We start from the raw sequence: 21069 nt of genomic DNA, 5'->3' as shown, positions 1-21069 counted from the left end.
CCTGCCACCCCCGGCGCTCCGCCCACCTTCGGCCCGCCGGCCACCCCCGGTGGTCCGCAGCGCCCGGCCAAACCGGCACGTCAGCTCTCCATCGCGATCGCGAGCATCCTCGCGGCCGCCGCGCTCGTCGTGGGTGGCGCGATCGGTTTCGTCGTCGGGCATTCCACCGGCTCCGACTCCTCCACCACGGGGCAGTTCGGCCCCGGCGGCGGGATGGGCGGCTACGGCCCGCCGAGCGGCGGGATGGGCGGCATGCCCGGCCAGCAGCAGCAACAGGGCTCCGATTCGGGGTCCACCCAGTCCACCACCTGAGTTTCCAGGTCCACCGGAGGTATTCGATGAGTCTCGTTCTCCTTCTCATCGTCGTCGTGATCGTCGGCTGCCTGATCATGGCGTTCGGCAAGCGGTCCGGCGCCTCCCGTGGCGGGTTTCCCTTGGGCGGACAGCACAATCTGGGCGACGCCGAAGCCGAAGCGCGCCGGTGGGTGGAACGGCTCGGCGCGGGTATCGCCGGGCTCGACGGTGCCGGGAACACCGCCGCCACCCAAGCCCTGGCGGACGCGTCCGAGCGGTACAACGCGGCGAGTGTGGAGCTGGGGCGGGCGCGCTCGGCTACGCAGTTCGGGCTCGCCGGGCAGACCGCCATCGAGGGGCTGCACTACATCCGCGCGGCACGCACCGCGCTGGGGATGGACCCGGGGCCGGAAGTGCCGGCACTGGGCCAGGTCGAAGGAATCGCCGGGCAGCAGCGCGTCGTCGTCGGCAACCAGGAGCACTACGCCTCACCGCAACCTGGGGACGCGACGCCGTACTACTACCCGGGCGGGCAGGTCGGGGGCCGCCCGGTGCCGGCGGGCTGGTACAGCACGCCGTGGTGGAAGACGGCACTGGTCGCCGGGGCGGCCGGGGTCGGCGGGGCATTGCTCTTCGACGCGCTGCTCGATGGCTTCGGGGGCCATCACCACGGGCCCGGTGGGTTCGGCGGCTTCGGCGGACCCGGCGGGTTCGGGGACTTCGGTGGGCCCGGAGGCCCCTTCTGAGCCCATCCATCGAAGGCTGACCGCACGAACCGCTCGGGGCTCGTGCGGTCAGCCTTTTCGCTGGCGCTTTCGTTGGCGCTTTCGTTGGCGCGTGGGTGAGCGGCGCGGCGGGCCGGGGTGCCCGGCGTGTTTGCCGCTCGCGCTGGTGTGTTGGCGGCTCGTGCTGGCGTGTTTGCGGCTCGCGTGGGCGTGTTTGCCGCGCGCGCTCGTGCTGGCGTGTTTGCGGCCTGCGTGGGCGTGTTGGCCGCTCGCGCTGGTGTGTTGGCTGGTCCGGCGCGGGCGTCAACCCCAGCTCACCCGCAGGTCCGCGAAGCCCCGGGCGACGGCGACTCGTTCGGCCTCCTCCTCGGCGGCCTTCCGCGCCGGCGGCGGCAGCGTCCAAAAAGGACTCACCGTGAAGTCCAGCCGTTTGCGGCCGCTGCCCTTCGTGCGCCACGTTCCTGCCAGCTCGCCCTCCACCAGTAGCGCGCCTGGGTTGCCGAGGATCTTCCACACCTCCTTCTGCCGCGCCTTGTCCGGCACGAGCGTGGCCCGGTCCCGCGACTGCAGGAACGGATCCCACGGCGGCAGCAACCGGACTACATCGGGCTCCGGCGGATTTTCCAGCAACCCCAACGCATCCACGGGCACGAACGCACGACGCCCGCCGAAGCGCACCTCCGCCAGGTCCGCCGGCCACATCTCCTTCGCCTTCGTCGCCGTGGTTCCGACGAACCCCGCCGCCTCCGACGCCGTCGCGGGCCCGTGCAGCCGCAGGTACTCCTCCACCACCGACGTCGCCGCCGCGACGTCCGGCTTCGTGCGCAGCCGTCCGCGCCCCGCGACAGGCGCGAGCGTGGCGGGGAAGGCGCCGGGCTCCAGCCGCGCGCCGCCATGAATCGCGGCCAGGCGCATGACCTGCTCCAGGATGTGCACGGTGTCGCAGCCGCGGCAGAAGTAGCTCAACCCGCCTGGGACGATCTTCGTGACGGCCGTGCTCACCGCGCCCTTGGTCATCGGCTTGTCGACGACCTGCCGGATCGCGCGAGCGGCGGCGAACAGCCCCTCCCGCGCGCCCATCCCGGCGGCCTCCACCTGCTTGCGCTGCCACTGCATCCGCGCCATCGCGTCGGCCTCGTCGAGCGGGACGAGCGCGGCCGTGACCTCCGCCAGTTCCGCCGCGCGGTGGAAGTGCGGCGCGCCCCGATGTGTCCACGCCAGCACGAATCGCGGGTCCTCGCCGAGGGATTCTTCCGTGACCGTGCCGTTCAGCCGTGCCGCGATGGAGACTGCCGCCGTGTCGCGCTGGGTGCTCTGCAGCCCGAGCCCGAACACCGCGAGCGAAGCGACGTCCGTGGTTTCCCGGTGCAGTCCGTGCGCCGCCACCCGGTAGGCCAGCATCTGTTCGCGATCCACTTCCAGCAACGCGGACTCCTTACAGCGTCGTTCTTCACCGATCCGATCACGGCCACGGCGGAAACGGGTCCATTTCGGCAGTTCGGCCGTATCCGCCTACTTCTGACCGGATCGGTCAAGCGAGTACTCGAAGCTGTAGCCCATCGTTTCGCTGGCTCCGCCGATCGTGCCGCGCCCGGTCAGCCCGGCCAGCTCACCGGTGCCGGAGCCCGGGACCACCGTGAACGAGCCCTGGACACCCGTGCTTCCGTAACCTACCTCGTGCCGGATGACGAAACTGCCCTTCCGGCCGGCCACGCTGCCCTCGATGCGCTCGTACCCGGGCGCGGTCTGGCCGCCGCCCTCGTAACCCTCGCCCGCGTAGTACAGCAAGTAGTCGCAGACCGACACGCCCTCGATCAGCCCGCTGTACTCGAAGGTCGCGTGCACGTGGGCGAAGCGCGGCCCGTCCTCCGGTCCCGCGACGACGCCTTCTTCCCAGTTCTTCATGGCGAACGTGTTTGTCATGAACCCAGCATCACGCCGATACCTGTCAGCCAATGTCAGGTTTTCTGAGGGAGAATGAACTCCATGCGGGCGAGCAGGCTGCTTTCGATCTTGTTGCTGCTGCAGAACCGCGGCCGGATGACCGCCGACGAGCTGGCCGCGGAGCTGGAGGTCTCGGTGCGCACGGTGTACCGGGACATCGACGCGCTGTCCGCCGCCGGTGTGCCGGTGTACGCCGATCGCGGCCGCACGGGCGGGTACCAGCTGGTGGCCGGGTATCGCACCAGGCTCACCGGGCTCACCGAGGAAGAGGCGCAATCGCTTGCGTTGAGCGGGCTCCCTGGCGCGGCGGCCGAACTCGGGCTCGGCACTGTGCTCGCGGCCGCCCAGCTCAAGCTGCACGCCGCGTTGCCCGCCGAGCTGCGGCAGCGGGCCGGGCACGTCGCCGCCCGGTTCTTCCTCGACGTCCCCGGCTGGTTCCGCGGCATCGAAAGCCTGCCGAACCTGGCCGAGCTGGCGCGGGCGGTGTGGCAGGACACGAGGGTGAAAGTCCGGTACCGCCGCTGGGACGACAGCGAGGTGGAGCGCGTGCTCGAACCACTGGGGCTGATCCTGAAGGCCGGGAACTGGTATGTTGCCGCGCGCCGCGAAGGAGCGGACCGCACGTATCGGGTTTCCCGGATCCTCGAGCTGGAGGAACTGCCGGGGAAGTTCGAGCGGCCCGCGGATTTCGACCTCGCCGAGTACTGGCAGCGGTGGTCCGAACAGTTCGAGCGGCGGATGTACCCGAGGGTCGCGGTGGTGCTGCTTTCCGCGCGCGGACGCGGTCTCGTACCGTTCTACCTGGGCGCGGTCGGCGCCCGCGCGCTGGCCGGGACGAGCAGTGAGCCGGACGAGGACGGGTGGTTGCGGGTGGAGTTACCGGTGGAGCCGGGCGCCCCGGCGCTCGGCGAGCTGCTGCGGTTCGGTCCTGAGCTGCGGGTGCTCGAGCCGGCCGACCTCCGCGCGGAGGTCGCCGCCGCAATCGCGAAGATGGGCGAGAGCTATGGCTGATCTCTCCGGAGTTACCATCGGGGTGACCGCGGAACGTCGCGCCGAGGAGTTCATCGGCGCGCTGGAACGCAACGGCGCCACGGTGCGGCACGCGCCGTTGATCCACATCGTGCCGCTGCCGGACGACAGTGAACTGCTGGCGGCGACGGAAACCGTGCTGTCCCAAGGCATCGATGCGCTGGCGGTGACGACGGGCGCGGGCTTCCGCGGCTGGCTGGAGGCCGCCGAAGGCTGGGGCCTCGGCTCGCGGCTGCTGGACACTCTCGGCCGCGCGCGGATCTTCACCCGCGGCCCGAAGGGCAAGGGCGCGGTTCGCGGCCATGGGCTGACGGAGGAGTGGTCGGCGCCGGAGGAGAGCAACCGGCAGCTCTTCGCGCACCTGCTCGACGCCGGGGTGTCCGGGCTGCGGGTCGCCGTACAGCTCCACGGTTCCCCGCTGACCGAGCACACGCGGGCGCTCGCCGCCGCCGGCGCGCGGCTGATCGAGGTGCAGCCGTACCGATGGGAGTGGCCGGCGGACCTGGCCCCGGCGAACCGGTTGCTGGACGGAGTGCTGGACAGGCACGTGCAAGCGCTCGCGTTCACGAGCGCGCCGGCCACGGCCAACCTGCTGAGCCTGGCGCGCGAGCGCGGCCGGTACGACGAGCTGCTGCAGGCGTTGCAGGGCGACGTCGTGTGCGCGTGCGTCGGGCCCGTCACTGCCGCGCCCCTGACTGACGTGGGAATCCCGACGCTGCAGCCCGAACGGCAACGCCTGGGTGCGCTCGTGAAGCTCCTCGTCGCCGAACTGGGCTCCTAGCCCATCGGGTTTTCCTTGTCGCCCAACGCTTTCAGGGCCTCGGGGTACATCCGGGTCTTGATCGTGCCCAGCGCCGGGCCCGCCTTCGCCGCGTGCGTTTTCGCGAGTTCCAGCGCCGTAGCACGGACGGCGTTCTCCTCGGTGGCCTGATCCACGATCCCGGCGGCGGCCGCGTCCTGGCCGCCGTAGCGGCGGGCGGTGGTCATCGCCTCGTGCGCCACCCGCGGCGTGAGCCGGGACTGGATCAGCGCGGACATCCCCGGTGTGAACGGGATGTTGATCTCGGACTCGGGCAGGCACCAGAACCCGCGGTCCGCGCGCATGACCCGGAAGTCGTGCGCCAGCGAGAGCATGGCCCCGGCGGCGAACGTGTGGCCCTGCAGCGCGGCGACCGTGATCATCGGCAGCGACAGGACGCGCGCGAACAGGCCGTGCACCGAAACGACGTAGTCCAGTGCCTGCTCGCCGTGTTCCGAAAGCCAGTTCAGGTCGAGGCCGTTGGAGAAGTACTTGCCCGTCGCGGCCGTCACGAGCGCGCGGGGTCCTTCGGCGCGCTCGACCTCGTCCAGCGCGCTGCCCACTTCGGCGAGCCAGTCGGGGTGGAAGCGGTTCTCTCCGTCGCCGAGGTCGAGGACGAACACGTCTTCGTGGCGGTCGAGGGTCGGCATGGTGGCTCCTTCGCGGGTCGCGGTGCCACCGATGTTACTCGTGAGTAACCTCAGTCTTCTTCGAGGGGCTCGCCCGCTTCGTACTTGCGCAGACTCTCGGCGGCTTCCTGGTCCTGGTCGACGCCCTTGCGCCAGTAGCCGGTGAAGGTGATCGCGCGCTTGTCGAGGCCGCGCTCCCGGACGAGGTGGCGTCGCGCGTACTTGACCATTCCCGCTTCGCCCGAGATCCACGCGTACGGCGTCCCGTCGGGGAACTTCGCTTCGCGCACGGCGTCGAGCAACCCTTCGCCGTGCGGGCGCTCGCCGCGGTGCACCCAGTGGATCTCGACGTCGCCTTCGGTGGCGAGCTCCTGTTCTTCGGCCGGATGGTCGACCTCGATGTAGGCGTGCGCGACGGCGCCGCGCGGGAGGTCCGCGAGGATCGCGCCGATGGCAGGCAACGCCGTCTCGTCGCCGACCAGCAACTGCCAATCGGTCTGCTCGGGCACGATGTGCAGACCACCCGGGCCGATCAGGGCGACGTGGTCGCCGGGCCGGGCGCGGTTGGCCCAGCTGCTGGCCGGGCCGCTGTCGCCGTGCAGCACGAAGTCGACGTCGATCTCCGAACCCCGGTGCTCGCGGATCGTGTAGGTGCGCATCGGCGGGCGGACGTCGTCGGGCATCGCGAGGTACGTGCGGTACCAGGTGTCGCCGACCAGGTCCGGGAGCCGTGGCTTTTCCTGGCCCGGCAAGGGAAAGAAGAGTTTGACGTACGCGTCGGCGCAGGTGCCCGCGCACAGGTGGAGCTCGTCGCCGGCGAAGCTGACCCGCGCCATGCCCGGCGTGACCCTGCGCACCGAAGTCACCTGAGCCGCCCTCACGTCCATGAGGTGAGGCTAACCTAATCAAGGGCGAAGACTCAAGGTCGCCATCGGTACGTGCGGAGGTTCACGCGCTGCCCGTCGGCGAGCACTCCCTCCGCGCGCAGCAACTCCAGCTGGCGGTGCGCGAGGTGCGGGGCCGGGGTGCCGTTGGCGCGCAGGATCCGCTGCCACGGCAGGTCATGGCCGTCCTCGGAGAGCACGCGGCCCACCATCCGCGGCGACGGCGCGCCCGCGATCGAGGCGATGTCGCCGTAGGTGGCGACTTTGCCCACCGGAACCCCGGCGATGACCTCCCGGATGCGCTCGTGCAACTCTTCGTCCACATCGCAAACCTACGCTGCAAGGTGTGCCGGTGCGCCGAGTTGTCGGGGTGACGTGATTCCATCGTTTTCGTGAGTGGACGCGGTACGGGGAGCAGGGGCGCGCGGCTCGTCCGGCGCCCCCCGGAGCCGTTGCCTCCGCAAAGCTGGGAGCCGGCGGCGCAGGCGGTGATCGAGCGCCCGTCGGGGTTCGTCCGTGTCCTCGGCGGCCCGGGCACGGGCAAGACGTCGCTGCTGGCCACGGCCGCCGCGAGCCGCATAGACAGCGGAGTGGACCCCGAACGCCTGCTGGTGCTCACGACGTCGCGCCGCGCGGCGAACGCGTTGCGCGCGGAGATCACCCGCCGCGTCACCTCGGGCCTCGACGGCCGCACCATCCGGGAGCCGATCGTCCGCACGGTCCACTCGTACGCGTTCGCGCTGCTTCGCCTGCAGGCCAACGCGCAGGAGATGCCCGCGCCGCGCCTGCTGTCGAGCCCGGAGCAGGACGTGGTGGTCCGGGAGCTGCTGGCCGGTGATCTCGAGGAGGGGGCGGAGTACTGGCCGGAACAACTGCGCCCGGCGCTGCCGATCCCTGGCTTCGCGGAGGAGCTGCGTGACCTGATCCTGCGCGCGGCCGAACGCGGCCTCGGCCCGGAGGACCTGATCAAGCTCGGCAACCGCACCGACCGTCCACAGTGGATCGCGGCGGGCGTGTTCTGGCGGCAGTACGAGGAAGTCACCGTGCTGCAGGGCGCGGGCGGCGCCCCGGCGCTGGACGCGGCCGAGCTGGTGGCCAACGCGCTGGTGGAAATGGAGGGCGACCCGGATCTGCTGGTCCGCGAGCAGGCGCGGATCCGGCACGTCTTCGTCGACGACGCGCAGCACCTGGACCACCTGCAGTTCCGGCTGCTGCGGCTGCTCGGCTCCGCGGCGGAGGACTTCGTGGTGGCCGGGGACCCGGATCAGGCGATCTTTTCCTTCCGCGGGGCGGATCACACGCTGCTCACCGACGCGGATCCCAGCGGGGACAACACGGTCACGCTCAAGCGCACGCACAGGCTGAGCCTCGCCGTGCACTCGGCGGTGAGCCGGTTCGCGGGCACGCTGCCCGGCGCGAACAGGCACCGCACGCCGTCTCCGCGCCCGGATGCCGAGGAGGGCTCGGTCCGGGTCCGGCTGCTGCCCACCCCGTCCGCCGAGGCGAGCTGGGTCGCCGACCAGCTGCGGCGCGCGCATCTCACCGACGGGGTGCCGTGGTCGGAGATGGCGGTGCTGGTGCGCTCGCCTGGCCGGTCTTTCCCGGTGCTGCAACGGGCTTTGCGTGCGGCGGGGGTGCCGATCGCGTCGGCCGCCGAGGAGTTGCCGCTGGCGCGGCAGCCCGCCGTGCGGCCGTTGTTGGCGGTACTGCGGGTGGCGTCGAATCCCGACCTGCTCACGGTGGACATCGCCGAAATGCTGCTCTCCTCGCCGCTCGGTGGCGCGGATCCGCTGGCGCTGCGCCGGATGAGGCGTGGCCTGCGGCGTCTCGAACTCGCCGCCGGTGGTGAGCGATCCAGTGACGAGCTGTTGCTGGAAGTGTTGCGGGACAACGACAAACTGGGTGCGCTGGCGGACGCCGAGGCGCGGCCGATCAAGCGGGTCGGGAACCTGATCGAGATCACGGCGGCCTCGATCCGCCGGGGCGCGCCGGTGGAGCAGGTGCTGTGGGATCTGTGGAAGGCGAGTGAGCAGCAGCCGCGGCTGGTCCGGTTGTCCGCGCGCGGCGGCACGCTCGGGTCGCAGGCGGACAGGGATCTCGACGCGATCGTCGCCCTGTTCCACGCGGCGGGGAACTACGTCGACAGGCTGCCCAAAGCCAGCGTCGCTTCCTTCGCCGACTACCTGTCGTCGCAGAACATCGCCGGGGACAGCCTGGCGCCGGTCGCCGCGCGCGGCGAAGGCGTGGCATTGCTGACAGCGCACGGTGCCGCGGGTCGTGAGTGGACAGTGGTGGCGGTCGCCGGGGTGCAGGAAGGAAGCTGGCCCGACCTCAGGCTGCGGGGATCCCTGCTGGGAGTGGAGAAACTCGTCGACCTTTTGTCCGGTGTGGAGGGTGACGCCATCTCGGCGACAGCACCGATCCTGGCCGAGGAACGGCGGTTGTTCTACGTCGCCGCGAGCCGGGCACGGGAGACGCTGCTGGTGAGCGCGGTGGCGGGCGAGGACGAGCAGCCGTCGCGTTTCGTGGACGACCTGGAGGAGAACAGCGCCGACGAGTCCGGAATGGACTCCCGGATGAAGCCGCCAGGGCGTTCGCTGGTGCTTTCCGAGCTGGTCGGCGAGTTGCGCAAGGCGGTGTGCGACTCGGACACGGAGCCCGAACGGCGAGCGCGCGCGGCCAGGCAGCTCGCCCGGCTCGCCGCCGACGGGGTGCCGGGCGCGCACCCGGACACCTGGTACGGCATCGGGGAAACGTCCTCGACCGAGCCCCTGTACGGCGCCGGTGACGTGGTCCGGATTTCACCCTCCACTGTGGACACGCTGGCCCGCTGCCCGTTGCGCTGGCTGATCGAACGGCACGGCGGGAGCGACCCCGCGCAGCTCGCGGCGATCACCGGGACGCTCGTCCACGGGCTGGCCCAGGCCGCGGCGAGCGGGATGGACGATCAACGGCTCCGCGAGGCGCTCGACGAGGCGTGGGCGAAGGTCGACGCCGGTGCGCCGTGGTTCTCCAGGCGGGAACGCGGCCGCGTCGAGCAGATGGTGCAGAACTTCCTGACCTGGCTGAGCACGAGCCGGGACCAGCTGGCGCAGCTCGGCGTGGAGCAGGACATCGAGGTGGAACTGCCGCTCGGCGAGGACGGGATGCTGGTGCGGCTGCGCGGCCGGGTGGACAGGCTGGAGTCCGACAAGGACGGCCGCCCGGTGATCGTCGACCTCAAAACCGGCAAGACCCCGGTCACCGCCGCCGACGCCGAGCTGCACCCGCAGCTGGCGGCGTACCAGCTTTCCGTGCTGCTGGGCGCTTTCGGCAAGGACAAGCGGCCCGGCGGCGCCCGGCTGGTGTACCTGGCGAAGTCGAACAACAAAACCGGTGCGGCGCAACGGGAACAGCCGCCGCTGGACGACGAGAGCGGCCGTCGCTGGCTGGATCTCGTGCGCGAGGTCGCCGCTTCGGCGTCCGGGCCGGAGTACGAGGCGAACGAGAACGTGGACTGCGATCGGTGCCCGGCAAGGGGATCGTGCCCGCTGCGGCCCGAGGGCAGGCAGGTGACGGACGGATGACCCTGGTCTCGCCCGCCGAAGTCGCCGCGGCGCTGGGCCTGCACCCGCCCACGCCCGAACAGGCCGCGGTGATCGCCGCGCCCGTGGAGCCCGCGCTGGTCGTCGCCGGAGCGGGCGCCGGCAAGACGGAGACGATGGCCGCCCGCGTGGTTTGGTTGGTGGCCAACGGAATCGTCACCCCGGAGCGGGTACTCGGCCTGACTTTCACGCGTAAGGCGGCCCGGCAGCTCGCCGAGCGCGTGCGGGCCCGGCTGCGCCGGCTCGCGGGTTCGGGTCTGCTTGATCGTGTCGACCCGGGTGGTCAGCGGCGCGCGGCCGTGGTCGCCGGTGAGCCCACCGTGCTGACGTACCACGCCTACGCCGGACGGTTGTTGTCCGAACACGGTCTTCGGCTGCCGGTCCAGCCCGGGGTGCGGTTGCTGTCGGAAACCTCGTCGTGGCAGTTCGCGCATCGCATCGTGTCCACTTGGGACGATGACCTCGACACCGATCGCGTACCCGCGTCGGTGACGGCGCAGCTGTTGTCGCTCACCGGCGAGCTGGGGGAGCACCTGGTCACCGAGGAGCAGTTGGCCGCGTATTCGAAGTGGCTGTGCGATCTGATCGAGAACGCCCCGCGCGCGAAGGGGCAGCGGGCCGCGCTGCCCAAGGCGTTGTCGGAAATCGCCGCGGCGCAACGGTTCCGGCTCGCCCTGCTGCCGCTGATCGAGGGCTATCAACGGCGAAAGCGCGCCGAGGGCGCGTTGGACTTCTCCGACCAGATGTCGCTGGCCGCGCAGCTCGCGACCTCGCATCCCGAGGTCGCCACGGGCGAGCGCGAGCGCTACGGCGCGATCCTGCTGGACGAGTACCAGGACACCGGCCACGCCCAGCGCGTGCTGCTGCGTGCGCTGTTCGGCGGGGTGGAGAACCCGCCGTTGCCGGTCACCGCGGTGGGCGATCCGGCGCAGGCGATCTACGGCTGGCGCGGCGCGAGCGCGGCGAACCTGCCGCGGTTCACCACGGACTTTCCCCGGCAGGAGAACGGAAAGCCGGTGCCTGCGCGGAACTACGGGCTGCTCACCAGTTTCCGCAACCCGCCGGAAGTGCTGACGCTCGCCAACGGCATCTCCGAGCCGTTGCGTGCACGTGGTCTCGGAGTCGAGCGGCTGCGCGCCCGCGAGGGCGCCGGGCAGGCGGACATCGAATGCGCGCTTTTGCCGGACGTGCGCAAGGAACGGGAATGGGTCGCGGACGCGATGGCGCGGCGGTGGTTCGGCCGGCTCGAGGCGACGGGGTCGCCGCCGACCGCGGCCGTGCTCGTGCGGCGTCGCGCGGACATGGCGCCGATCGCGGCGGAACTGCGGGCGCGCGGGTTGCCGGTCGAGGTGGTCGGGCTCGGCGGACTGCTCGACGAACCCGAGGTGGCCGACCTCGTCGCCACGCTGCGGGTGCTGTCCGATCCGCTGGCAGGCACGGCGGCGGCACGACTGCTGACCGGCGCCCGGTGGCGGCTGGGAGCCGCCGACCTCGCGGCGTTGTGGCGCCGTGCCAACGAAATCGCCGCCCCGCCGCCGACCGCGGAGTCCAGTGTGGACGAACTGTTCGCGGAGCGTGCCGAGCAGACGGGCCTGATGGACGCGCTCGACGACCCCGGCGACCCGGCCCGGTACTCGGAACAGGGGTACCAGCGGATCAGGCGGATCGCGGCGGAGCTGTCCGCGTTGCGGCGACGGCTCGATCAGTCGCTGCCGGAGCTGGTCGCCGACGTCGAGCGGACGTTGTTGCTGGACGTGGAGTCGCTGGCCCGGCCCGGTGGTGCGGGGCGCGCGCATCTCGATGCGTTCGCCGACGTGGTTTCGGATTTCGCGGAGTCCTCACCGGACGCGACGCTGATGTCCTTTGTGGACTACCTGGCGACGGCCGCGCACGCGGAGGACGGGCTGACGCCGGGCGAGGTCGAGGTGCTGCCGGACAGGGTGCAGGTGCTGACGGCGCATTCGGCGAAGGGCCTGGAATGGCAGGTGGTCGCGGTCCCGCATCTGGTGCGGGAGGTGTTCCCCAACAAGCGCCGGTCGTCTTCTTGGTTGCGCACGGTCACTTCGCTGCCGGCGTCGTTGCGGGGTGACTCGCAGGACCTCCCGAAGCTCCGGGTGTCCGACGGGATGGACCGCAAGGAACTGATCGAGGGTTTCGAGGAACACGAGGCGGATTTCGCCGAGCGTGAGGCGGAGGAGGAGCGGCGGCTCTGTTACGTCGCGCTGACCAGGTCGGAGCACGCGCTGCTGGTTTCGGGGCACTGGTGGAACGAGACGAGTACACGGCCGAAGGGCCCGTCGGACTTCCTCACCGAGGTGCTCGAGCTCGCGGGCGAGGACGCGATCTCGGTGCTCGCCGAGGAACCGCCCGCGGACCAGGAAAACCCGCTGGCGGCCGAATCCCGTTCGGCGCGCTGGCCGATCGACCCGCTCGGCGCGCGGCGGACGGCGGTCGCCGAGGGCGCCGATCTGGTGCTGGAGGCGTTGGCAGCAGGGGAACTCACCGAGGAGGAGGACGACCCGGACGGCTGGATCGCCGACACCGACGTCCTGCTCGCCGAACGCGCTTCGGCCGCACGCGCGGGCGAGGACGTCGTACTCCCCGGGCACCTTTCGGTCAGCCAACTGGTCGAGCTGGCGCGGGACTCTGGCTCGCTCGCGCGCCGGTTGCGGCGGCCGCTTCCCGTGCCCCCCAACACTTTCGCCCGGCGCGGTACGGCTTTCCACGGCTGGCTGGAGCGCCGGTTCGGCGGCGAGCGGCTGCTGGAGATCGACGACCTGCCCGGTGCGGCGGACGACGGCGCGGCGCCGGACGCGGCGCTCGACGAACTGCGTGAGGCGTTCGAGGCGAGCAGCTGGGCGGACCGGACGCCGCACGAGGTCGAGGTGCCGTTCTCGACGGAAGTGGACGGTGTCGTGGTGCGGGGCCGGATGGACGCGGTGTTCGCGGACCCCGACGGCGGCTGGACGGTCGTCGACTGGAAGACCGGCGCCGTCCCGGAGTCCGGGAAACTGCGGCCGCTTTCGGTCCAGCTGGCGGCGTACCGGCTGGCGTGGGCTTCGCTGTCCGGCACTCCGCTGGAGAAGGTGCGCGCCGCCTTCCACTACGTGCGCGACGACCACACGCTGCGCCCCGTGGACCTGCTCGACGGGGCCGGGCTGCGTGAGCTGCTGCGTTCGCTGCCCACGCCCTGACCCGCGTGGGGGTGGCCCCGTGCTGGGTGATCCTTTACGATCCGCGGCGTGCGTGACCCTGACCGAGCGGACTACAAGCTCGTCGGCATCATCAGAATGCCGGAGCCGTCGATCAGCCCGATGCGGTCGATCAGCCGCCGGATCATCGGTGCCCTGCTCGCGCTGGTGGCGGCGGTTTTCATCGTCTACGCCGGCCGGGACGGCTACCGCGACGTCAACGGCGACGGCCTGTCGCTTTTGGACAGTTTCTACTACGCGACGGTCTCGCTCTCGACCACCGGCTACGGCGACATCACCCCGGTGAGCTCGGCCGCGCGGCTGGTCAACGTCCTCGTCGTGACCCCGCTGCGGGTGCTGTTCCTGATCGTGCTGGTCGGGACCACACTGGAAGTGCTCACCGAACGTTCCCGCCAGGCGTTCCGGATTCAGAAGTGGAGGTCCAAGGTGCGGGACCACGTGGTTGTCGTCGGTTTCGGCACGAAGGGCCGGTCCGCGGTCAACACCCTGCTCGGCGACGAGAACGTCGAGGCGAACCGGGTGGTCGTCGTCGACACCGACCAGCAGGCGCTCGACGCCGCGGCGGCGCTCGGCCTCGTCACCGTGCACGGTTCGGCCACCCGCTCGGACGTCCTGCGCGTCGCGGGCGTGCAGCGGGCGCGTGCCGTGGTCGTCGCGACGAACCGGGACGACTCGGCCGTGCTGGTCACCCTCACGGCGCGGGAAATGGCCCCGAAGGCGCATATCGTCGCTTCGGTACGGGAAGCGGAGAACGTCCACCTCCTCAAGCAGTCCGGCGCGAACCAGGTGGTGGTCTCCAGCGAGACCGCGGGCAGGCTGCTCGGCATGGCCACCTCGACCCCGGTCGTCGTGGACATGGTGGAGGACCTGCTGACCCCGGAGTCGGGGCTGGCGATCGCGGAGCGTCAGGTCGAGCAGTCGGAGGAGGGTGGCTCGCCGCGGCATTTGCCCGACATCGTCCTCGGCGTGGTGCGCGACGGGACCCTGCACCGGGTGGACTCCCCGCAGGTGGACGCCATCGAACCCGGCGACCGGTTGCTCTACGTCAAGAAAGTCACCCCGGCCGACCAGAACGAGTGATACCTCTCGGACTCGCCGACTTGCCTGTGCTTCCCCGGCGGGATCTGGAAACATTGAGCGGGTGCAGGTAGTCCAGAGCTCGTTCGCGCCGCGGCCGACGGCATGATCCATCCGCACATCCGGTGGAACTCACTGCTGGTCGCGGTGCTGGTCGGCATCGTCGTCGTGGTCGTCGTCTGGTGGGCGGGCCCCGGCGCGCTCGGCGGTACCGAGGCCCCGCAGGGCACGGTCACCCCGGCCACGGTCAGCGTTCCCGCCGACTGCGCGAACTCCGGCGCCAAGGAGACGGTGGAGTTCGAGTTCGGCAGCCAGAACCACACCGGGTCACTGGACGCCTGCGGGCACGACAAGGGCGACAAGGTGGACATCCTGGTGCCGACCGGCATCGGCTCCGGCACCGCGGACGTGCACCTGGCCGACGTGAACGTCGGCGACAGCCCGCTGCGCCGCCCAGTCGGCCTCGTACTGCTGGCGCTGAGCTGCATCAGCGGAGCCGTGTACGCGTTCCTGGTGCAACGAGGACCACGCCGCCCGACAGTCGCGGCCTAGCCCGGCCCCGGCGCCGGCCTCGACCGGCGTGTTTGCCCCTCCCGCGGGCGTGTTGGCCCCCCGCGTCGGCGTGTTTGCCCGTGGCGTCGGGGTGTTGGCCGTCGGGGGTTGGCGTCTCGGCCACCGTCCGAGGGCGCGCCGCGGGGAGAGGCCAAGCCGTGCGCGCGAGGGGCCAACTCGTGCGCGCGAGGGGCCAACGTACGCGCGGGAGGGGCCAACACGCGGACGGCTTCGGTCAGGAGACTTCCGACGCGGGGGCGGAGAACGTGTTGCACTGGGCGATCCGGTTGTTCTGCGCGCCCTTGCGCCACCAGGCCGCGTAGTTCGCGTTGGTGCCGTGGTCGTGGCTGCCGGAGGTGTTGTCGCCACGGGTGTCCTGGTCACGCCACGCCTTGGCGTACATGTCGTGCGTGACCGAGCCGCCCCGGTCCACCACCGCGCCGAGGAACATCCCGGAGAAGCACTGCGCCTGCAGCTCCTTGCGCCGCGACAGGTCGAGCCCGGCCGGGGTGTTCTCGCCGACCTGGTAGATCTGCTGCCAGACCGCGTCCATGATCCCGGCGACCTCCTGCACGTGATGCCCGTACTCGTGCGCGAACAACGCCAGGTACACGCCGGGGTTGTTGCCGTACTGGTCGATCTGCAGCCCGTTGTACGGCACGTACAGGTTGTTGTCGCAGTAGTAGGCGGCCGTGGCCACCCCGACGCCGATCGTGCCGCACGCGGTCTGGAAGCTCGCGCCGGTCGGGAAGTGCAGGGTCGGCGGGCTGAACGGCAGGTGGTAGTACTCGAGGAACGGGCCCCACGCGTCGTTCAGGCACTGCTCGGCGGCGGTGAAGAACGCCTGCGCCGCGGCTTGGTTGCTCTGCCACGCGGGCAGCCGGCACACGATGTTCTGCAGTCCGGCGTTCGGGTCCTGCAGGATCGGGTGGTCGGCGAGCTTCAGCACCTTCTGCCCGGACGCCGCGCCTCCGCCGGACGCCGGCGTGGGGGTGGTTTCCGGCGGCGGAGAGGGGGTCGTCGAGGTGGCCTGCGCGCTCCCGCCGCCGCTGTCGTCGTGGGTGCCACGATTGACCGTGATGAACACCACGAGCCCCGCCAGCAGCACGGCCAGCGCGCTGAAGGTGAACGCCGTGACCGGCATCGAGGACGACTTCGATCGCCGGTGCCTTCGACCGGGACCCGACGTACCCGGTTTCGGGCGAGGCGGCTGCGTCATCGGCGTCAGCATACTGCGTCATTCGTTACCAATCCGATTACAGCCACGGCGGAAAAGGATCCCGATGAGCGAATCCGTCACGGCCCGTTTCCGCCTACTTTCGATCGGATTGGTAACCAGGCTCCGTCAGGTCACGAATCCGAATAACACGGCGCGCCCGTTGTGGTCGGCGTGCCCCGGCTCTGCGAGAGTGGGCGCGTAAGCAGACGAAGACTGGAGTGTCCCGATGAGCGAGCCCGGGGGCTGGACCAATCCCGACCAGCCAGGCGGAGACCTGCCACCCGCGCCACCGCCCCAGCGCCGCGACCCCGTCTCGGGGTTCGGCAAGCCCGGCGTCATCCCGCTGCGGCCGTTGCGGGTCGGGGAGATCCTCGACGGCGCCGTCGCCACCATGCGCCGGTACCCGGGCCTGGTGTTCGGGGTGTCCGCCGTGGTCGCGATCGTCTCCGTCGCGCTGAACTTCGGCGCCGACTACTGGCTGCTGAGCAATCAGCCCACGCTCCAGGCGCCCGGTGCCGGTGCCACCGAGCAGGAGCAGCTGCAGTACCTGGGTGACGTGTTCAAGCAGAGCTCCAGCCAGCTCGGCATCGCGCTGGTCATTTCCGTGCTCGCCCGCACCTTCCTGTCCGGGTTCATGACGGTCGTCGTGGGCAAGGCCGTACTCGGCCGCCCGGTCACGTTCGGTGAGGCGTGGGCCGAGCTGCGGCCGCGGCTGCTCGCGCTGTTCGGCGTGACGGTGCTGTTCACGATCATGGTCGCGGTGGGCGCGGCGATCTTCCTCATCCCCGGCGTGCTGCTGTACGTCCTGTTCAGCCTCGCGGCCCCGGCGCTCGTGCTGGAGCAGAGCACGCTGGGCGAGTCGCTGCGCCGGTCGCGGGCGCTGGTGTGGGGCAACTGGTGGCGCGTCTTCGGCATCCTGCTGCTGACCGTGATCGCGCAGCTGATCATCGGCAGCGTCATCCAGATCCCGTTCAACCTGCAGGGCAGCCTCACCGGCGCCGACGTGGCCGGTGAGTCGATGGGCGCGCAGTTGCTGTCCGCGCTGGGCTCGGTCGTGGCGCAGACGGTGATCGCGCCGTTCGTGGCCGGGGCCACCGCGCTGCTCTACATCGACCAGCGGATGCGCCGGGAGGGGATGGACATCCAGCTCGCCCGCGCCGCCGGCGCGAGGTGATCCCGGCCGACGTCCCGGTCACGATCGACCGGGACGACGCACGCCGGATGGCGGCCGAGGAGCTGGCGAAGCCCGAGTACCGGGCCGCCGAGCCCAGCTGGTTCCAGCGCGCGCTGAGCTGGCTCGCGCACCGCGTGGGCGAGCTGTTCTCCGCGATCTCCGGGGTGGTGCCCGGTGGGACGCTGGGGTTGCTGGTGCTGCTTGCCGTGGTGGTGCTGGTGATCGTCGTGGTGCGGCTGCGCGTGGGGAAGGTCGCGCGGACGGTGCGGGGGAGTCGCGAGGTTTTCGAAGCCCGCCCGCGTGCGGCCGCGGAGTACCGGCGTGCTGCCGAGGAGGCGTTCGCGGCCGGGGACATCGTCGCCGCCGTGCGGGAAAGGTTCCGTGCGCTCGTGCGGGGTCTGGAGGAACGCGGCGTGCTCGACACCCGCTCCGGCCGTACCGCGGACGAAGCCGCGCGAGACGCGGGAGCGCGGTTGCCGGCGGCGCGCGAGGAGCTCGTCGTCGCCGCGAACCTGTTCGACGCGGTGCACTACGGCGGCAGGCCGGCCACGGCCGAGGACTACGCCCGCCTCGCCGCGCTGGACGAGCGGGTGCGGCGTGAGCGGCCGGGAGTGCTTGCGTGACAACGGTTTCGCCGGACGGGAAGCGGATCTGGCAGGCCGCGAGGGCACCGCTGTTCATCGCCGTGGTGATCATCCTCGGCGCGGTCGGGCTCGCGCTGGTCCGCAGCGGCGAGTCCGGCGGCGCGCTCGATCCCGGTGCTGCCGCGCCCGGCGGTTCCCTTGCGCTGGCGCGTTTGCTGGAGCAGCAGGGCGTGCACATCGTCACGGCGCGGACCTTCGACGAGGCGTCCTCGGCGTTGGGGGACAACGCGACCCTGCTCGTGACGGACCCCGATCTCGTCGAGCCGGGCAAGCTCAGCCTGCTGCGCGGCCGCGCCGGGGACGCGGTGTTCGTCGCGCCCAGCCAGGAAACGCTCGACCTGCTGCTGCCGAGTGTGAGCATCAAAGGCGAGTCCGACGTCGGCGTTCGCTCGCCGGGGTGCACGGTCGCGGCCGCCGTCGCGGCGGGTGACGCTGTCCTGGGCGGCACCGAGTACGAGCCGCACGAGCGCGCGCGGCCCTGCTACGGCGGGTCCTTGTTGCAGCTGAGCGGCAGCACCACCTTGCTCGGCACCGGCACCCCGTTCACCAACGACCGGCTCGACGACGAGGGCGACGCGGCGCTGGCCTTCCGGCTCCTCGGCAAGGAACCGACGCTGGTCTGGTATTTGCCCACAGCGGGCGACACGACGGCGGGCGCGCAACCGCGTTCGCTCACGGATCTGTTGCCCCGCAGCTGGTTCTTCGGTGGCGTGCAGGTCGCCGTTGCCGCCGTGCTGTTCGTCTTGTGGCGGGCGCGTCGGCTCGGCCCTGTCGTGCCCGAGCCGCTCCCGGTAGTGGTGCGGGCCGCCGAGACGGTGGAAGGCCGCGCCCGGCTCTACCGCAGATCCGGCTCCGCCGCGCACGCCGCGGGAATCCTGCGCCAGGCCACGCTTTCCCGGCTGCTGCCGGTGTTGGGGCTCGGCCTCGACGCGGAGCCGGAGGCGGTGTTGAGCGCGATCATGGCGCGGTGCGGCCGTGACGCGGGCGCGCTGCTGTACGGTCCCGCTCCGGGGGACGACGCGTCGCTGGTCCGGTTCGCGGAGGAACTCGACCGGCTCGAAAGTGAGGTACGGGGATTTTGAGCACTCGGGATGCGCTGGTCGCGTTGCGGGCCGAAGTCGGCAAAGCCGTGGTGGGCAACGACGCCGCCGTCACCGGGCTGATCATCGCGTTGCTCTGCCGCGGGCACGTGCTCGTCGAAGGCGTGCCGGGGGTGGCGAAAACCCTGCTGGTGCGCGCGCTCGCGGCGGCACTGGACCTGGAGACCACGCGGATCCAGTTCACCCCGGACCTGATGCCCGGCGACGTGACCGGTTCCCTCGTGTACGACTCGCACAGCAGCGAGTTCTCCTTCCGCGAGGGCCCGGTGTTCACGAACCTGCTGCTCGCCGACGAGATCAACCGAACCCCGCCGAAAACGCAGTCCGCGCTGCTGGAGGCGATGGAGGAGCGGCAGGTCTCGGTGGACGGCAGGGCGCGGGCGCTGCCGGACCCGTTCATCGTGATCGCCACGCAGAACCCGGTCGAGTACGAGGGCACGTACTCGCTGCCCGAGGCGCAGCTCGACCGGTTCCTGCTGAAGCTGACCGTGCCGGTGCCGTCGCGTGAGGACGAGATCGGCATTTTGTCCCGGCACGCCAACGGTTTCGACCCACGCGACCTCACGGCGGCGGGTGTCCGCCCTGTCGCGAACGCCGCGCAGCTGGCCGAGGCGCGAGCGGCGGTCGCGGGCGTCACCGTGAGCCCCGAGGTGCTCGGCTACATCGTCGACCTCTGCCGCGCGACCCGTTCCCTGCCGTCGGTGCGGCTCGGCGCTTCGCCTCGCGGGGCGACGGCTTTACTCGCGGCCACGCGCGCGTGGGCGTGGCTGGCCGGGCGCGACTACGCCACGCCGGACGACGTGAAGTCGTTGGCACGCCCCGCTTTGCGGCATCGGCTGGAGCTGCGGCCGGAGGCCGAGCTGGAGGGCGTGACCACGGACGGCGTGCTCGACAGGCTGCTCGCCTCGGTCCCCGTGCCGCGCTGATGAGCATCACCGCGAGAGTCGGCGTCCTGGCGCTCATCGGCGTCGTGGTGGTGACGCTCGCGCTCCCTTCGTGGACCGGGGTGCTCGCCGTACTGGCCGTGCTCGTGCTGCTGGTGCTGGTGGATCTCGCGCTCGCGGGCGGGGTGCGCGGGCTGAGTTTTTCCCGTGGTGGCGCCACTTCCGGCAGGCTCGGGGAGCCGATCGAGGTGACGCTGACGGTCACCAACCCCGGCAGCCGCGTGGTGCGTGGTGCGCTGCGCGACGCGTGGCCGCCGAGCGCCGGGGTTGAGTCGGACCGGCATCCGCTCGTGGTCGGCCCGGGGGAGTCGCGCACGATTTCGTTGCGGCTGCGGCCTTCCCGGCGTGGGACGCGCTCGGCGCATCGCGTGACGGTCCGTTCGATCGGGCCGCTCGGGCTCGCGGCCCGGCAGGGTTCGCACCGGGTGCCCGGCGAAGTCCGGGTGCTGCCGCCGTTCCACAGCCGGAAACACCTGCCCGCGCGGCTGGCCCGGCTGCAGCAGCTGGACGGCCGCCAGGCGGCGATGGTGCGCGGCGAGGGCATGGAGTTCGATTCCCTGCGCGAGTACGTGATCGGGGACGACGTGCGCTCCATCGACTGGCGCGCGACGGCGCGTTCGGCGGACGTGATGGTGCGGACGTGGCGGCCGGAGCGCGACCGGCATCTCGTGCTGGTGCTGGACACCGGGCGCACGGCGGCCGGCCGGGTCGGCGACGCGCCCCGCCTGGACGCGGCGATCGAGGCGGCCTTACTACTGGGCACGCTCGCTTCGCAGGCGGGAGACCGAGTCGAACTGCTGGCGTACGACCGCGAGCTGCATGCGGCGGCGAAGGGCGCAACGTCGTTCGCGCAGGCTCTCGCGCCTGTCGAGCCGAGCCTCATCGAGACAGACGCGCGTGGCCTCGTCGGCGAAGTGCTGAAGCGGACGCGACGACGCGCTCTCGTGGTGCTGCTGACCGGTCTCGACACCGCGCCGATCGAGGAAGGTTTACTCCCGGTGCTGCCGCTGCTGACCGCCCGGCACCGGGTTCTGCTGGCTGCCGTGCAGGATCCGCGAGTCGCCGAAATGGCCGCGGGCCGCGGCGATGCCGAAGCCGTTTACGACGCGGCCGCCGCGGAACGGACGTTGGCGGAGCGCCGCTGGGTGACGGGATTGCTGGGGCGCCAAGGCGTCGAGGTGGTGGACGAACTGCCCGACCAGCTGGCGCCGGGGCTCGCGGATCGCTACCTGGCGTTGAAGGCCGCCGGCCGGCTGTAG

Annotated in this window: 18 protein-coding genes and 1 pseudogene; 13 read left to right on the top strand and 6 right to left on the bottom strand. The window is 71.5% G+C overall.

The genetic code is table 11. The features are described from left to right. Together FPZ12_RS45790 and FPZ12_RS30765 are read left to right on the top strand one after the other, a co-directional pair. Positions 1–312 (top strand): annotated as a pseudogene (locus FPZ12_RS45790) (hypothetical protein); the annotation flags it as partial. Between the two features lie 26 nt (positions 313–338). Then, complete coding sequence (locus tag FPZ12_RS30765) at positions 339–1040, top strand: hypothetical protein (protein ID WP_150980565.1); 702 nt, start codon at positions 339–341, stop codon at positions 1038–1040. A gap of 282 nt (positions 1041–1322) precedes the next feature. Here FPZ12_RS30765 and FPZ12_RS30760 read toward each other — a convergent pair whose 3' ends face one another. Then, complete coding sequence (locus FPZ12_RS30760) at positions 1323–2444, bottom strand: DNA glycosylase AlkZ-like family protein (RefSeq protein WP_144755503.1); 1122 nt, start codon at positions 2442–2444, stop codon at positions 1323–1325. 87 nt (positions 2445–2531) lie between these two features. After that, on the bottom strand, positions 2532–2942 hold the full coding sequence (locus tag FPZ12_RS30755; RefSeq protein ID WP_144755506.1) for a DUF3224 domain-containing protein: 411 nt from the start codon (positions 2940–2942) through the stop codon (positions 2532–2534). A gap of 63 nt (positions 2943–3005) precedes the next feature. On the opposite strand from FPZ12_RS30755, the gene FPZ12_RS30750 reads away from it, so the two are divergent. Both FPZ12_RS30750 and FPZ12_RS30745 read left to right on the top strand, forming a co-directional pair. After that, the gene (locus FPZ12_RS30750; RefSeq protein ID WP_144755510.1) at positions 3006–3974 is read left to right on the top strand and encodes a helix-turn-helix transcriptional regulator; all 969 of its coding nucleotides are present in this window, start codon (positions 3006–3008) and stop codon (positions 3972–3974) included. Beyond that, positions 3967–4773 (top strand): uroporphyrinogen-III synthase, encoded by an 807-nt coding sequence (locus tag FPZ12_RS30745; RefSeq protein ID WP_144755513.1) that lies wholly within the window; start codon positions 3967–3969, stop codon positions 4771–4773. The genes FPZ12_RS30750 and FPZ12_RS30745 overlap by 8 nt, the downstream gene beginning before the upstream one ends. Here FPZ12_RS30745 and FPZ12_RS30740 read toward each other — a convergent pair. Genes FPZ12_RS30740 through FPZ12_RS30730 form a run of 3 tightly spaced genes read right to left on the bottom strand, consistent with a single transcriptional unit; the run spans position 4770 to position 6627 of the window. Further along, on the bottom strand, positions 4770–5441 hold the full coding sequence (locus FPZ12_RS30740; RefSeq protein ID WP_144755516.1) for an enoyl-CoA hydratase-related protein: 672 nt from the start codon (positions 5439–5441) through the stop codon (positions 4770–4772). The genes FPZ12_RS30745 and FPZ12_RS30740 overlap by 4 nt on opposite strands. A 50-nt stretch (positions 5442–5491) precedes the next feature. Beyond that, complete coding sequence (locus FPZ12_RS30735) at positions 5492–6307, bottom strand: siderophore-interacting protein (RefSeq protein WP_144755519.1); 816 nt, start codon at positions 6305–6307, stop codon at positions 5492–5494. 32 nt (positions 6308–6339) lie between these two features. Further along, entirely contained in the window at positions 6340–6627 is a 288-nt protein-coding gene (locus tag FPZ12_RS30730) for an MGMT family protein (protein ID WP_144755523.1), read from the bottom strand. Between the two features lie 69 nt (positions 6628–6696). Here FPZ12_RS30730 and FPZ12_RS30725 point away from each other — a divergent pair, with 69 nt between their 5' ends. The 4 genes from FPZ12_RS30725 (at position 6697) to FPZ12_RS30710 (ending at position 14729) form a co-directional block, all read left to right on the top strand. Beyond that, positions 6697–9870 carry an ATP-dependent helicase gene (locus FPZ12_RS30725; protein ID WP_144755526.1) on the top strand — a complete coding sequence of 1058 codons (3174 nt, stop codon included), beginning with the start codon at positions 6697–6699 and terminating at the stop codon, positions 9868–9870. Continuing rightward, positions 9867–13082 carry an ATP-dependent helicase gene (locus FPZ12_RS30720; protein ID WP_144755529.1) on the top strand — a complete coding sequence of 1072 codons (3216 nt, stop codon included), beginning with the start codon at positions 9867–9869 and terminating at the stop codon, positions 13080–13082. Before FPZ12_RS30725 ends, FPZ12_RS30720 begins: the two co-directional genes overlap by 4 nt. Before the next feature lie 96 nt (positions 13083–13178). Continuing rightward, positions 13179–14180 (top strand): potassium channel family protein, encoded by a 1002-nt coding sequence (locus FPZ12_RS30715; protein ID WP_144755579.1) that lies wholly within the window; start codon positions 13179–13181, stop codon positions 14178–14180. Positions 14181–14282: 102 nt separating this feature from the next. Further along, positions 14283–14729, top strand: coding sequence for a hypothetical protein (locus FPZ12_RS30710; protein ID WP_144755532.1), 447 nt, complete (start codon positions 14283–14285; stop codon positions 14727–14729). Between the two features lie 235 nt (positions 14730–14964). On the opposite strand, the gene FPZ12_RS30705 is transcribed toward FPZ12_RS30710, so the two are convergent. Further along, complete coding sequence (locus FPZ12_RS30705; protein ID WP_144755535.1) at positions 14965–15873, bottom strand: neutral zinc metallopeptidase; 909 nt, start codon at positions 15871–15873, stop codon at positions 14965–14967. Between the two features lie 301 nt (positions 15874–16174). Between FPZ12_RS30705 and FPZ12_RS30700 the strand changes: the two genes are divergently transcribed. Genes FPZ12_RS30700 through FPZ12_RS30680 form a run of 5 tightly spaced genes read left to right on the top strand, consistent with a single transcriptional unit; the run spans position 16175 to position 21069 of the window. Further along, positions 16175–17122: a DUF7847 domain-containing protein gene (locus FPZ12_RS30700; protein WP_144755538.1), complete on the top strand. Its 948-nt coding sequence runs from the start codon at positions 16175–16177 to the stop codon at positions 17120–17122. After that, positions 17119–17745, top strand: a complete 627-nt coding sequence (locus FPZ12_RS30695) for a DUF4129 domain-containing protein (RefSeq protein WP_243770110.1) — start codon at positions 17119–17121, stop codon at positions 17743–17745. Before FPZ12_RS30700 ends, FPZ12_RS30695 begins: the two co-directional genes overlap by 4 nt. Next, positions 17742–18848 carry a DUF4350 domain-containing protein gene (locus tag FPZ12_RS30690; protein ID WP_144755541.1) on the top strand — a complete coding sequence of 369 codons (1107 nt, stop codon included), beginning with the start codon at positions 17742–17744 and terminating at the stop codon, positions 18846–18848. The genes FPZ12_RS30695 and FPZ12_RS30690 overlap by 4 nt, the downstream gene beginning before the upstream one ends. Beyond that, positions 18845–19792: an AAA family ATPase gene (locus tag FPZ12_RS30685; protein WP_243770109.1), complete on the top strand. Its 948-nt coding sequence runs from the start codon at positions 18845–18847 to the stop codon at positions 19790–19792. Before FPZ12_RS30690 ends, FPZ12_RS30685 begins: the two co-directional genes overlap by 4 nt. Further along, entirely contained in the window at positions 19792–21069 is a 1278-nt protein-coding gene (locus FPZ12_RS30680) for a DUF58 domain-containing protein (protein WP_144755547.1), read from the top strand. The genes FPZ12_RS30685 and FPZ12_RS30680 overlap by 1 nt, the downstream gene beginning before the upstream one ends.

The organism is Amycolatopsis acidicola, assembly GCF_007713735.2.
In the GTDB taxonomy this organism is placed as follows: Bacteria; Actinomycetota; Actinomycetes; order Mycobacteriales; family Pseudonocardiaceae; genus Amycolatopsis_E; species Amycolatopsis_E acidicola.
The sequence above is the reverse complement of the archived record's forward strand: the minus strand, read 5'-3'. Positions and strand labels throughout refer to the sequence as shown.